Below are 12,324 nucleotides of genomic sequence, written 5' to 3'. Positions count from 1 at the left end.
ACTCCTACTGTCTGTTACCTATGGAGATGAATGGATATGAAACTGGTTCTCGCTTCCCTCGCTTCCCTCGCCGTGGCCGCACTGGCCGGCTGTGCCACCCAATCGGCTCCCACGGGCATGGCCCCGGGCAAGTTCGTGAGCTTCGCCTGCGCCGACGGCAAGACCTTCAGCGCCCGCGCTGCCGAAGGCGGTGATTCGGTGCGCGTGCGCGCCCACCAAGGCTCGGCCGAACTCGACCGTAAGGGCGACGGCGTGTACGAGGGCGACGGCTACAAGCTCGTCACGCAGGGCGCCGAGGGCGTCTCCCTGACGCATGAGGGCAAGCCGCAGGGCAAGAACTGCAAGGTAGCGGCCTAAAGTACTGTCACGAAACCGTCACAAGACGGACATAAAGTCCTCCCCATCAGCAGTAACCCTTACTACAAGGATTTCGCCATGCAAACTTTCACCCTCAAGACGATGTTGGCCACCTCGGCCTTCGCGCTGCTCGGCGCTGCCGCGCTGCCGGCCGCGGCCCAGGTCGTCAAGATCGACGGTTCCAGCACCGTTTACCCGGTCACCGAAGCGGTCGCCGAGGAATTCCAGAAGGCCAACAAGGGCCTGAAAGTCACCGTTGGCGTGTCCGGCACGGGCGGCGGCTTCAAGAAGTTCTGCCGCAACGAGACCGACATTTCCAATGCCTCGCGCCCGATCACCAAGTCGGAAATGGACGCCTGCAAGGCGGCCGGCATCGAGTACTTCGAGCTGCCGGTGGCGTTCGACGCGCTCACCGTGGTCATCAACCCGCGCAACACCTGGCTGAAGCAAGCCACCGTGGCCGAGCTCAAGAAGATGTGGGAACCCGCTGCCCAGGGCAAGATCACCCGCTGGAACCAGGTCAACCCGGCCTGGCCCGACCAGCCGATCAAGCTGTTCGGCGCCGGCTCCGATTCGGGCACGTTCGACTACTTCACCGAAGCCATCGTCGGCAAGGCCAAGTCCAGCCGCGGCGATTTCACCGCGTCGGAAGACGATAACGTCCTGGTGCAGGGTGTGGCCGGCGACGTGAACGCCATCGGCTACTTCGGCTATGCGTACTACGCCGAGAACCAGAACAAGCTCAAGGCCCTGCCGATCGTCGAGAAGGACGGCAAGCCCGCCGTCGCTCCCAGCGAAGCGACGGTCCTGAACGGCACCTACCAGCCGCTCGCCCGCCCGATCTTCATCTACGTGAACGCCAAGGCGATCGCCAAGCCCGAAGTCAAGAAATTCGTGGACTTCTACATGGCCAACGCTGCCAAGATGGCCAAGGAAGTGAAGTACGTGCCGCTGCCGGCCGATGCTTACAAGACCGCATCCGACCACATCGCCAAGGGCAAGAAGGGCACCGTGTTCGGTGGCAAGAACGAGGTCGGCATCACGATTGCCGAACTGCTCAAGCGCGAAGCCTCCCAGTAATCGCACCCCAGAAGGCCAGCCTGCGCGGACACCACCAGCAGGCTGGCCTCCTGTTTTTCGGCCGGACTCTCTTCAAAAACTACAATGAGCGCCATCACCACTCCGGATCGCATCGTGTCCTCTGTTCCCATGACTGGCGACGCCCGGCTGGCCGAGCTCGCTCAGATGAAGGCGGCCCGCAAGCGCAAAGACAAGGTAATCGAAGCCGTGCTGCTGCTGGCGGCCTGCGTTTCGGTCTTCACGACGCTAGCCATCGTCTATATCCTGGTCAAGGAATCGGTCGTCTTTTTCAGCCACGTTCCGCTGTGGACCTTCCTGAGCGACACCCAATGGACACCCCTCTTCGACGACGCGCATTTCGGGATTGCCGTGCTGCTGTCGGGCACGCTCAGCAGTTCCCTCGTAGCGCTGGCTATCGCCATTCCGCTTGGGACCATCATCGCGATCTATCTCTCCGAATTCGCGGGGTATCGCACTCGTGAAGTGCTCAAGCCGGTGCTGGAACTGCTCTCCGGCATCCCGACCATCATCTATGGCTTTTTCGCCCTGCTGGTGGTCACGCCGCTGATCCAGAAGATCTACCCCGACCTGCCGACCTTCAACATCCTTTCCGCCGGCATCGTAATGGGGATCATGATCATCCCCTACGTTTCCTCGCTGTCCGAGGACGCGATGCGGGCCGTGCCCATGAGCCTGCGCGAAGGCGCCTATGCCATGGGGTCCACCCGGTTCCAGACGGCGACCCGCGTCGTGGTGCCCGCCGCCTTTTCGGGAATCGCCTCGGCCTATATCCTGGGGATCTCGCGTGCCGTGGGCGAGACCATGATCCTGGCGGTTGCCGCCGGCATGCAACCCAATCTCACGCTCAACCCGCTGGAGCCCGCCGCCACCATCACGTCCTATATCGTGCAGGTGGCGCTGGGTGACCTGCCGCATGGCAGCGTGGGCTATCAAACCATCTTCGCCGCCGGCCTGACCCTGATGCTGTTGACCCTGATGTTCAACCTGCTGGGCTACTGGCTGCGCCGCAAATTCCGCGAGGCTTACTGATGACGGATCACGCATCCCTGTCCCCCGCCCAGAAAACGGCCAAGCTGCGCGCCATCATCCGGTCCCACAAACGCTGGGACGTGATCTTCGGCATCGTGGGCCTGGCTGCCATGGCCGTGGGCATCCTCACGCTGGTGGCGCTCTTCGTCGAGATGGCCATCGACGGTTTCCCGCGCCTCACGTCGGAGTTCTTCACCAGCTTCCCGTCGCGCAGGGCAGGGCAGGCGGGCATTCTCTCGGCCTGGGTGGGCTCGCTGCTCGTGATGCTGGTGACAGCGCTATTCGCGATCCCCGTGGGAATTGCCAGCGCGATCTACCTGGAAGAATACGCGCGCAAGAACTGGTTCACCGACATCATCGAGATCAACATCACCAATCTCGCCGGCGTGCCGTCCATCGTTTATGGCCTGCTGGCCCTGGGCCTGTTCGTCTACACCTTCGGGTTCGGGCAGAGCATTCTGTCGGCCGGCCTGACGCTGGCGCTGCTGATCCTGCCCATCGTCATCGTCGCGACCCGCGAGGCGCTGCGTGCGATACCCCAGACCGTGCGCGAGGGTGCCTACGCCTGCGGCGCCACCAAGTGGCAGGTCTGCAGCGACCACCTCATCCCCTACGGCATGCCCGGCATTCTTACCGGCGTGATCATCGGCCTGTCGCGCGCCATCGGCGAAACCGCGCCCATCATCACCATCGGCGCGCTGACGTTCATCGCCTTCCTGCCGCCGCTGCCGTTCGCCGGCGAGACTTCTGGCCCCTTCGAATGGCTGTTCTCGCCGTTCACGGTGATGCCGATCCAGATCTTCAACTGGACCTCACGCCCCGACCCGGCCTTCCATGCCAACGCCGCTGCCGCCAGCCTGGTGCTGGTGCTGCTGACACTGAGCATGAACGCCGTGGCGATCTGGCTGCGTTACCGCCTGCGCAAGAACATCAATTGGTAATTAAAGAGAACCACAAGCCATGCCCTCCACCCTGACCCTGCCGGAAAACGCGCCCGTGCTCAAGGCCCAGTCGAAAGACCTGGACTTCTACTACGGCGACTTCAAGGCGCTGAAGTCCATCAGCATGCCGGTATACGAGAACAAGGTGACCGCGCTGATCGGCCCCAGCGGCTGCGGCAAGTCGACCTACCTGCGTTGCTTCAACCGCATGCACGACCTGTATCCCGGCCATCGCTACGACGGCAAGATCGAGCTGCATCCCGACAATGTGGACCTGCTCGATCCTTCGGTGGATCCGATCGAGGTGCGCATGCGCATCTCCATGGTGTTCCAGAAGCCGAACCCGTTCCCCAAGTCGATCTTCGAGAACGTGGCCTATGGCCTGCGCGTGCGCGGCGAAAAATCGGCCAGCTACCTCGAGGACAAGGTCGAGGCGGCGCTCAAGGGCGCGGCGATCTGGAACGAGGTGAAGAACCGGCTGGACGAGTTGGCGGTCAACCTCTCGGGCGGCCAGCAGCAGCGTGTGTGCATTGCTCGCGCCCTGGCGACCGACCCGGAGATCGTGCTGTTCGACGAGCCCACTTCGGCACTGGACCCGATCGCGACCGGCGCCATCGAGGAGCTCATCACCGAGATCAAGAACCGGGTCACGGTGCTGATCGTCACGCACAACATGCAGCAGGCCGCCCGGGTGTCGGACTACGTCTCCTACATGTACCTGGGGGAGCTCATCGAGTATGGTGTGACCAACGACATCTTCATGAAGCCCAAGCGTCAGGAAACGGAAGACTACATCACGGGAAGGTTTGGCTAATCTATGACCGATAAGCATTTGTCCAGCCAGTTCGACAGCGAGCTCAGCGGCGTTTCCACCCGCGTCATGGAGATGGGCGGCGTGGTCGAGTCGCAGATCCGCACCGCGGTGTATGCGCTGGCGCAGTTCAACGAGGAAGCGGCTAACCAGGTGATGGAGATCGAGGCTCGTGTCAATCTCATGGAGGTCGAGATCGACCGTGAGCTGTCCTCGATCATCGCCCGGCGCCAGCCGACGGCACGCGACCTGCGCCTCTTGATAGCGATATCCAAGACCACCGCCAACCTCGAGCGTGCCGGTGACGAGGCCAACAAGATCGCCCGCATGGTCAGGCGCATCATCAGCAGCGGCGGGGCACGCAACCTGCCGGCATCCGAGTTGAACATCGCGTCCGACCTGGCTTCCGGCTTGCTGCGCAAGGCCCTCGACGGCTTCGCCCGGCTGGATGTCAATGTCGCGCTAGCCATCCTGAAAGAGGACGACGCCATCGACAAGGAGTTCGATGGCTTCGTGCGCAAGCTCATCACCTACATGATGGAAGACCCGCGCACCATCTCCCCCAGCCTCGACCTGCTGTTCCTGGCCAAGGCGATCGAGCGTATAGGCGACCATGCCAAGAATATTGCCGAATTCATCATCTACGTGGTCAAGGGAGCCGACATCCGGCATGCCTCCATGGAAGAGATCGAGTCGATCGTTCGCTGACTATTTCGCGAAATGAAGAATCTGCCCCGCGTCCTGATTGTCGAAGACGAGCCCTCCATCGCCGAGCTGATCTCCGTCAACCTGCGCCATAACGGCCTGCAGCCGGTTTGGGCCGAGGACGGTGCCGCCGCCCAGCGCGAGCTGGATGCCGTGCTGCCCGACGTGATCCTGCTGGATTGGATGCTCCCCGGGCAAAGCGGTCTGCAGCTGGCGCGAAAATGGCGCGCCGAAGCCCGCACCAAGGGCATCCCCATCCTCATGCTCACGGCCCGCGGCGACGAGCCCGACAAGGTGGCGGGCCTGGATGCCGGAGCCGACGACTACATCACCAAGCCCTTCTCGACCCAGGAACTGCTGGCCCGAATTCGCGCCGTGCTGCGGCGGCGGGCGCCCGAGCAGGTGAGCGACAGCGTCACCATCGGCGCGCTGGTGCTGGATGCCGCGACGCACCGCGTGACCTGGCAGGGCCAGCCGCTGAAGGTGGGCCCGACCGAGTTCAAACTGCTGCACTACCTCATGAAGCATCCGGAGCGGGTGCACAGCCGTTCGCAGCTTCTCGACAAGGTCTGGGGCGACCATGTCTTTATCGAGGAACGCACGGTGGACGTGCACGTGAAGCGCCTGCGCGAATCGTTGGGGGGCGCCGGCCTCCTGATCGAAACGGTGCGCGGCGCCGGATACCGTCTGGCTGCGCACTCCGCTGCGGCCAGCGGTGCCGCCGCTTAAGCGGGCCCCATGGTCAAGCGCCCGATCACCCTTGTCTGCTGGCAGCTTGCCGGCGGGCTGCTCGGGTGGTGGTTGGGTGACCAGCGGGGCGTGCAAGTGGGGCTGGTGGGCGGCGCTTTGGGCTGGCTCGCGGTGGACAGCGCGCGGGGTGCCCGGGTCCTGGCCTGGCTGCGGCGCGCCGATGTCACCGGCACTCCCAAGATCGGCGGCCTCTGGGGTGAAGTGATGGATAGGGCGCGGCGCGCGCTGCGCCTGCGCGAGCAAGAGGCTGTCGATTCGCGGCGCAGGCTGCAGGAATTTCTCTCGGCGATCCAGGCATCGCCCAACGGCGTGGTGCTGCTCGATCCCCAGGGGCGGATCGAATGGTCGAACCAGACCGCGGCCGAGCAGTTCGGCTTCGACCTGCAGCGCGACATGATGCAGCAGATCGCCAACCTGGTGCGCGACCCGGCCTTCACGGCTTACTACAACAGCGGCGGGCGCGGGCACGAGATCGTCATTCAGGGTCCGCGCAGCTCGCCTTCCCGGCCGGTCAAGCTGTCCGTCCACCTGCACCCTTACGGGGAAGGGCGCAAGCTGCTCCTCTCTCGCGACGTCACGGCCGTGGAGCAGGCCGAGATCATGCGGCGCGACTTCGTGGCCAACGTGTCCCACGAAATCCGCACGCCGCTCACGGTGCTGATGGGCTTCGTCGAGACTTTGCAGAACCTGCCCTTGGATGAAGACGACCGCAAGCGCTACCTGGGCCTGATGGCGCAGCAGGCGCATCGCATGCAAACCCTGGTCAGCGACCTGCTGACGCTGTCGCGGCTGGAAGGCAGCCCCTTGCCGGGCGCGGGCGAATGGACCCCCGTGAGTGTGCTGATGGCGCACTGCGAGCAAGAGGGTCAGGCGCTGTCGGCCGTCCTGGGGAAGGCGCATGCGCTGCGCTTCGAGCCGGCGCCGGCAGCAGAGATCGCCGGTTCACCCAGCGAATTGCAAAGCGCGTTGTCCAACCTGGTGAGCAATGCGGTGCGCTACACGCCGCCGGGTGGAACCATCCACGTGCGGTGGCGCGAGCTGACCGACGGCCGGGGCGAGTTCTCGGTGCGCGACACCGGCCCGGGCATCGCGCCCGAGCACATCTCCAGGTTGACGGAACGCTTCTACCGGGTGGACCGCAGCCGCTCGCGGGAAACCGGGGGCACGGGCCTGGGCCTTGCCATCGTGAAGCACGTGGTGCAGAGGCACGGCGGTGAGCTGAAGATCCAGAGTACGCCCGGCGTGGGCTCGACCTTCGCGATCCAGTTCCCCGCCAGCCGCCTGCGTGCCGTCAGCCGCGGTACGACCGTACCGCCCGCAACAGAATCGCTGGCAGGATAAGGCCCAGCAGCGCGAGTGCGATCGTCCCGCCGGCCCAGAAGGCGGCGGGCGAGTTCTGCGCCGTCCACGGACCCAGGTCCTTGTAGGCCAGTGCGTAGCCGCCGGCCAGTCCCACGCCCCACAACAGCAGGCAATAAGCGACCAGCGGCGTGATGGCGACGCGATAGCAACGCAACACGAACACGCACAGGGCCTGCGCCGCGTCGCCGATATGGTAGACCGCGAGCCAGGCCAGCAGCCCGGCGGCGACGGCCACGACCTCGGGGTTGCTGGAGTAGATGGCGGCAATGCGCCAACGGCCGAGTGCGACGGTGGCTGCCAGCACCAGCGCCATCACCAGCCCCAGCTTGAAGCCGGTGCGAATGGCCAGGCGGGCCCGGCGCGCATCGGCCGCGCCCAGCCAGTAGCTGACGCGGGCACTGGTGGCGATTGCCAGTGACAGCGGCACCATGTAGAGCACTGCGGCCAGGTTGGCGGCAACCTGGTGCGCGGCCGATGCGAGGGTGCCCTGGCGTGCGATGAACAGCGCCATCAAGGTGAACGAGGTCACTTCGACCATCACCGCCAAGCCGCCCGGTACGCCCAGGCGCGCAAATTCGCCGATGGCGCGCCAATCCGGACGCTCGAGCGCACGCCAGATGGCGTAGGGCTGGTACAGGGGCTGGGTGCGCAGCAGCCAGATCGCCCAGGCCAGGAACAGGTAGTTCACTACCACCGTGGCCCAGGCGCAGCCGACAGCGCCAAGCGCGGGCAGGCCCAGCCCGCCAAACGCGAACCAGATCGTCAGCGGGATTTTCACCAGCAGCGACAGGGCCTGCAGCCAGGTCACCAGCTGCGGCTTGCCCAGGCTTTGATTGAGCGTGCTGTACATCCGGAACAGCAGGGCGGGTGGCAGCGCCAGGGCCAGCACCGCCAGATAGCGGGTGACCTCGCCTTGAAGTGCCGCGGGTACTTCGGTCCATCGCAGCAGCGCGCCCGGAAATAGCAGGGCCAAGCCGCCTGCCGACACGCCCATGGCGCCCAGGTACAAGGCTTGGCGAACCGAGCGGCCCAATTCTTCATTGCGCTTTCCGCCGTGCAATTGGGCCCAGGTGGGCAGCAAGGCCTGCAGCATCCCCATCAAGGCCACGAAGACGCTGATGTAGACAGCCGAGCCCACCGAAAGCGCGGCCAGCGCCGCTTCGGAATAGCGCCCGGCCACGATGGTGTCCGTGACGCCGAAAGCCATGACGGCGAGCTGGCCGACCAGCACCGTCCCCGCATGCCGCGCAATGGTGCGCAGTTCGGTCACTGGCTGACTTTTCGGTAGAGGAGCACGTTGTCGTTGGCGTCGGCCGGGCGGCGGACGCTGGAGACCAGCTGCCAGCGGCGCATGTCCAGGGCCATTGCCATGGAAGGCTGGAGCTGGGCGGCCGCAAGCAGCCAGGGGCAGCTTCCCTCGCGGCTTGCCGGACGCAGGTCCAGCTGGCCGTGATAGCGGAAGGCGGTGATCTGGCCGCGGTTCAGGCCGAAGCTTTCGACGCAACCGGGCTGGTCGATGTGCCGCATGACACCGCGCACCACCGGCGTATAGCTGCGGGCGAAGTCCAGGACCGGCAGCCACAGCGTCATCAACAGCAGCCAGCACAAGGCCGCCCCGCTCGCGGGCAGGACCAGGCTCTTCCAGATGACGACGCGATGCTTGCCCGTGCGCCACCGCACCAGCCAGCCCCATGCCGCTGTTGCAATCAACGCGAGGGCGAAGGCCAGCAGGGAGAAGCTGGGCTCGAACCCGGGCGCGAGCTTGGCCACGTTGGCGGCGGGCTTGGCGGGCACGCCCGTCTGCATGGAAATCCAAACGACCCAGATGACCAAGGCGCAGCCGCTGAAAAACAGCAGGGTGAACCAGTCGATGAGAGCGCCGACACTGCGCTCCAACGTCGGCAGCGCGAACGCCGCCAGTGCCGCCAAGGCCGGCAGGGCCAGCAGCAAGGACCGGTCGGAGGAGGGCGTCATCCAGGTGGTCACGATGGCAACCAGGGCGAACCAGAGCGGCAGCGCGACATGGCGGCTGATGAGCTGGCGCCGCCAGCGCCACAAGGTCCACATCGCCAGCGGCCAGGCCGGCCAGGTGAACCACAGCATGAGCCGGCCGAGCGAACGCCAGTCGCGCGCCAGGCCGCTTTCACCGATGCGCCAGCGCCAGAGGTCAAGCCGCCAGGCCAGCGCCGCCGCCACGAGTAGCGCTGCCGCCAGGATCGCAGCCGACCTCCAGGCAGCGGTGCGGTCCGCGTCGGTGTGCCCGTTCCCACCCCGGTCCAACAGGCTGATCAGCAGGCCGCCGCCGCCGAACAGCAGCGCCATCGCCGGGGCTCCGCTGAGCGCCAGCCCGGCCAGGCCCGCAACAAGACCCAATGCCGCCAGGAGGGGGCGATAAGCCAGCGCGGCGATCGCATAGAAGCTCAGGGACGTGAAGGCCACCTGAGCGAGAGACGGTGTGGTCTCGTGGGACAGCTGGGCCAGCCCCAGGCAGGCGATCAGCGCCAGCAGGCCGCCATCGGCTATCGCCCGCGCGTAGTCGGTGGGGTTGGCCTCGCCGCCAAAGGCAAACGGGACGGGCTGGGCCTGGGGACTGCGCGCCAGGTAGTACACGCCATACCAGGTGGCCACCAAGGTCAGCACCAACAGCATGACGAAGGGGAGGCGCGCAGCCAAGTCCGCGGGCATGCAGGCCGGCGCCGCCTGCATGGCCCAGGCGCCCAGCCAGTAGGGCAGCAGCGCGTCGAATTCGGGCGGCTGGCCCAGCAGCGTTGGCGCAAACCACGACGCCGTGCCGCGGGCCAACTCGAACATATGGCCGAAGCCGGCGATGTCGGCATTCTTCCACGGCTCGCGCCCCACGAAGCCGGGCACGACATAGGCCAGGCAGAACAGCAGGAGGGCGAGGCGAGGAAGACGCCGTACGGCTTCCTGGCTGACGATGGCGGGGGTCGGCTGATTCACGCGGGCGAGTGTGCCTTAAAAAAGAACAAAGGCAGCGCGGTCACCCGGGCTGCCTTTGCTTGGCGAAAAACGCTGCTTACTTGGCGTCGGTCTTCTCGGCTTCTTCGGCCTTGTCGGCCTTGGCGCCGGCGGGCTTGCCGAACTTCTTGAAGAACTTGTCGACGCGGCCGCCCATGTCGTTCACGGACTTCTGGGTGCCGGTGTAGAAGGGATGCGACTCGCTGGACGTGTCCAGCTTGAACAGCGGCAGCTCGCGGCCGTCGTCGGTCTTGCCCATTTCCTTGGTACTTACGCAGGAACGGGTAACGAATTTGAAACCGTTCGACAGGTCCACAAAGAGGACGTCGCGGTAGCCGGGGTGAATGCCTTCTTTCATGATCTTCCTTCTGTATCGTTGCGGGAGCCGCGCCGGACTATTCCGGGGTACTTTCCGCAGAAAAGCCTTTGATTATAGCCTTTTTGGCTTGATCAGCCGCCGCGGCGCATCATGTCGAAGAACTCGACGTTGGACTTGGTGGCCTTCATGCTCTTCAAGACCATTTCCATCGCTTCGATCTCGTCCATGTTGTACATGAACTGGCGCAGGATGCGGGTCTTTTGCAGGATCTCGGGGGCCAGCAGCAGCTCTTCGCGGCGGGTGCCGCTACGGTTGAGCTGGATGGAGGGGAACACGCGCTTTTCGTACAGGCGGCGGTCCAGGTGGATTTCGCTGTTGCCCGTGCCCTTGAACTCTTCGAAGATCACTTCGTCCATGCGGCTGCCGGTGTCGATCAGCGCCGTGGCGATGATGGTCAGCGAGCCGCCTTCTTCGACGTTACGCGCTGCACCCAGGAAGCGCTTCGGGCGCTGCAAGGCATTCGCATCGACACCGCCGGTCAGCACCTTGCCGGAAGAGGGCACGACGTTGTTGTAGGCGCGGGCCAGTCGGGTGATCGAGTCCAGCAGGATCACCACGTCCTTCTTCAATTCGACCAGGCGCTTGGCGCGCTCGATCACCATTTCGGCCACGTGCACGTGGCGGGCGGCCGGCTCGTCGAAGGTCGATGCGATCACTTCGGCTTTCACCGAGCGCTGCATTTCGGTCACTTCTTCCGGGCGCTCGTCCACCAGCAGCACCATCATGTGGCTGTCGGGATAGTTGGCGGCGATGGCGTGCGCCATGTGCTGCATCATCACGGTCTTGCCGCTCTTGGGCGGGGCCACCAGTAGCGCGCGCTGGCCCTTGCCGATGGGCGCGATGATGTCGATGATGCGGCCGGTGACGTTCTCTTCGCCCTTGAAGTTCTCGCGCTCGAGCTTCATCTGCTCCTTGGGGAACAGCGGCGTCAGGTTCTCGAACATCACCTTGTGCTTGTTCTGCTCGGGCGGGCCGTCGTTGACCTTGTCCAGCTTGGTGAGGGCAAAGTAACGCTCGCCGTCTTTGGGCGTGCGCACTTCACCTTCGATCATGTCGCCGGTGTGCAGGTTGAAGCGCCGCACCTGGCTGGGCGAGATGTAGATGTCGTCGGTGCTGGCGGTGAAGCTGGTGTCGGGGCTGCGCAGGAAACCGAACCCGTCGGGCAGGATTTCCAGCACGCCGTCGGCAAAAACCTGCTCGCCGGCGCGGGCGCGCTTCTTGATGATGGCGAACATCAGCTCCTGCTTGCGCATGCGGCCGGTGTTTTCGATCTCAAGCTCTTCGGCTTGCTTCAGGACTTCGGACACATGAAGTGCCTTGAGTTCGTTTAGGTGCATGGAAAAGATCCTGCGTAAGTGCACCCCTTGCGGAGCTGTTGTTGGTGATCTGGGGGAGGTTGTGAGCGAGGCGAGAAAAATGCCTCACGAACCGGGAACTCGAACTGGCCCGCCTGCAAGTGGCGGATCAGTGAACTGGACAAAGTATAGACGAAAACAAGGGGCCGTTGGGCCCCTTGTGCTTGTGTGCCTGCGGCGGCGTCAGGCGAGCTGCTGGTCAATGAAGGCCGTCAGCTGCGCCTTGCTCATGGCGCCGACCTTGGTGGCGGCGAGCTGGCCGTCCTTGAACAGCATCAGGGTGGGGATGCCGCGGATGCCGAACTTGGCGGGGATGTCGCGGTTCTCGTCCACGTTCATCTTGGCGATCTGCAGCTTGTCCTTGTAGGTGGCCGAAACCTCATCCAGGATAGGGGCGATCATCTTGCAGGGGCCGCACCATTCGGCCCAGTAGTCCACCAGGACGGGTTTGTCGGACTTGAGGACGTCGGCCTCGAAAGTGGCGTCGGAAATGTGCTTGATCAGGTCGCTGGCCATGTGATTTTCCTTTGGGCAATTGGCGGTGCCGCTGCGGGC

13 protein-coding genes are annotated in these 12,324 nt (G+C 64.8%); 8 read left to right on the top strand and 5 right to left on the bottom strand.

The window, feature by feature from the left end; translation table 11 throughout:
* Positions 1 to 36 precede the first annotated feature (36 nt).
* The 8 genes from HNE04_RS02265 to phoR all read left to right on the top strand — a co-directional run bounded on the left by HNE04_RS02265 (position 37) and on the right by phoR (position 7,035).
* Positions 37 to 357 (top strand): hypothetical protein, encoded by a 321-nt coding sequence (locus HNE04_RS02265; RefSeq protein WP_172216344.1) that lies wholly within the window; start codon positions 37 to 39, stop codon positions 355 to 357.
* 78 nt (positions 358 to 435) lie between these two features.
* Entirely contained in the window at positions 436 to 1,437 is a 1,002-nt protein-coding gene (locus HNE04_RS02260) for a PstS family phosphate ABC transporter substrate-binding protein (protein WP_172216343.1), read from the top strand.
* 84 nt (positions 1,438 to 1,521) lie between these two features.
* A complete protein-coding gene (pstC, locus tag HNE04_RS02255) occupies positions 1,522 to 2,487 on the top strand; it encodes a phosphate ABC transporter permease subunit PstC (RefSeq protein WP_172216342.1) in 966 nt (321 codons plus the stop codon).
* Positions 2,487 to 3,428, top strand: coding sequence for a phosphate ABC transporter permease PstA (pstA, locus tag HNE04_RS02250; RefSeq protein WP_172216341.1), 942 nt, complete (start codon positions 2,487 to 2,489; stop codon positions 3,426 to 3,428). Before pstC ends, pstA begins: the two co-directional genes overlap by 1 nt.
* A 19-nt stretch (positions 3,429 to 3,447) precedes the next feature.
* Positions 3,448 to 4,242 carry a phosphate ABC transporter ATP-binding protein PstB gene (pstB, locus tag HNE04_RS02245; RefSeq protein ID WP_172216340.1) on the top strand — a complete coding sequence of 265 codons (795 nt, stop codon included), beginning with the start codon at positions 3,448 to 3,450 and terminating at the stop codon, positions 4,240 to 4,242.
* Between the two features lie 3 nt (positions 4,243 to 4,245).
* Positions 4,246 to 4,947, top strand: a complete 702-nt coding sequence (gene phoU / locus HNE04_RS02240) for a phosphate signaling complex protein PhoU (RefSeq protein ID WP_172216339.1) — start codon at positions 4,246 to 4,248, stop codon at positions 4,945 to 4,947.
* A gap of 12 nt (positions 4,948 to 4,959) precedes the next feature.
* Complete coding sequence (phoB, locus tag HNE04_RS02235; RefSeq protein WP_172216338.1) at positions 4,960 to 5,673, top strand: phosphate regulon transcriptional regulator PhoB; 714 nt, start codon at positions 4,960 to 4,962, stop codon at positions 5,671 to 5,673.
* A 9-nt stretch (positions 5,674 to 5,682) separates the two neighbouring features.
* A complete protein-coding gene (gene phoR, locus HNE04_RS02230) occupies positions 5,683 to 7,035 on the top strand; it encodes a phosphate regulon sensor histidine kinase PhoR (RefSeq protein ID WP_172216336.1) in 1,353 nt (450 codons plus the stop codon).
* Here the strand turns inward: phoR and HNE04_RS02225 are convergent.
* The 5 genes from HNE04_RS02225 to trxA all read right to left on the bottom strand — a co-directional run bounded on the left by HNE04_RS02225 (position 6,986) and on the right by trxA (position 12,285).
* Positions 6,986 to 8,326 carry an MATE family efflux transporter gene (locus tag HNE04_RS02225; protein WP_172216334.1) on the bottom strand — a complete coding sequence of 447 codons (1,341 nt, stop codon included), beginning with the start codon at positions 8,324 to 8,326 and terminating at the stop codon, positions 6,986 to 6,988. The genes phoR and HNE04_RS02225 overlap by 50 nt on opposite strands.
* On the bottom strand, positions 8,323 to 10,017 hold the full coding sequence (locus HNE04_RS02220; RefSeq protein ID WP_172216332.1) for a hypothetical protein: 1,695 nt from the start codon (positions 10,015 to 10,017) through the stop codon (positions 8,323 to 8,325). Before HNE04_RS02220 ends, HNE04_RS02225 begins: the two co-directional genes overlap by 4 nt.
* Positions 10,018 to 10,093: 76 nt before the next feature.
* On the bottom strand, positions 10,094 to 10,393 hold the full coding sequence (locus HNE04_RS02215) for a type B 50S ribosomal protein L31 (RefSeq protein WP_172216330.1): 300 nt from the start codon (positions 10,391 to 10,393) through the stop codon (positions 10,094 to 10,096).
* A gap of 92 nt (positions 10,394 to 10,485) precedes the next feature.
* A complete protein-coding gene (gene rho, locus HNE04_RS02210; protein WP_172216328.1) occupies positions 10,486 to 11,751 on the bottom strand; it encodes a transcription termination factor Rho in 1,266 nt (421 codons plus the stop codon).
* A 201-nt stretch (positions 11,752 to 11,952) separates the two neighbouring features.
* Positions 11,953 to 12,285 carry a thioredoxin TrxA gene (trxA, locus tag HNE04_RS02205; RefSeq protein WP_172216326.1) on the bottom strand — a complete coding sequence of 111 codons (333 nt, stop codon included), beginning with the start codon at positions 12,283 to 12,285 and terminating at the stop codon, positions 11,953 to 11,955.
* Positions 12,286 to 12,324: the final 39 nt, after the last annotated feature.

The sequence above is a fragment of the Caenimonas soli genome, from assembly GCF_013155545.1.
GTDB classification, from domain to species: Bacteria; Pseudomonadota; Gammaproteobacteria; order Burkholderiales; family Burkholderiaceae_C; genus Ramlibacter; species Ramlibacter soli.
Note: the sequence above shows the minus strand (reverse complement) of the source record. Positions and strands in the feature narration are given on the sequence as shown.

Bases quoted from the DNA above. Each gene is read 5' to 3' on its own strand.
- pstB (WP_172216340.1), top strand. From the start codon at position 3,448: ATGCCCTCCACCCTGACCCTGCCGGAAAACGCGCCCGTGCTCAAGGCC.
- HNE04_RS02265 (WP_172216344.1), top strand. From the start codon at position 37: ATGAAACTGGTTCTCGCTTCCCTCGCTTCCCTCGCCGTGGCCGCACTG.
- pstA (WP_172216341.1), top strand. From the start codon at position 2,487: ATGACGGATCACGCATCCCTGTCCCCCGCCCAGAAAACGGCCAAGCTG.
- trxA (WP_172216326.1), bottom strand. From the start codon at position 12,285: ATGGCCAGCGACCTGATCAAGCACATTTCCGACGCCACTTTCGAGGCC.
- HNE04_RS02260 (WP_172216343.1), top strand. From the start codon at position 436: ATGCAAACTTTCACCCTCAAGACGATGTTGGCCACCTCGGCCTTCGCG.
- phoU (WP_172216339.1), top strand. From the start codon at position 4,246: ATGACCGATAAGCATTTGTCCAGCCAGTTCGACAGCGAGCTCAGCGGC.
- HNE04_RS02215 (WP_172216330.1), bottom strand. From the start codon at position 10,393: ATGAAAGAAGGCATTCACCCCGGCTACCGCGACGTCCTCTTTGTGGAC.
- pstC (WP_172216342.1), top strand. From the start codon at position 1,522: ATGAGCGCCATCACCACTCCGGATCGCATCGTGTCCTCTGTTCCCATG.
- phoR (WP_172216336.1), top strand. From the start codon at position 5,683: ATGGTCAAGCGCCCGATCACCCTTGTCTGCTGGCAGCTTGCCGGCGGG.
- rho (WP_172216328.1), bottom strand. From the start codon at position 11,751: ATGCACCTAAACGAACTCAAGGCACTTCATGTGTCCGAAGTCCTGAAG.
- phoB (WP_172216338.1), top strand. From the start codon at position 4,960: ATGAAGAATCTGCCCCGCGTCCTGATTGTCGAAGACGAGCCCTCCATC.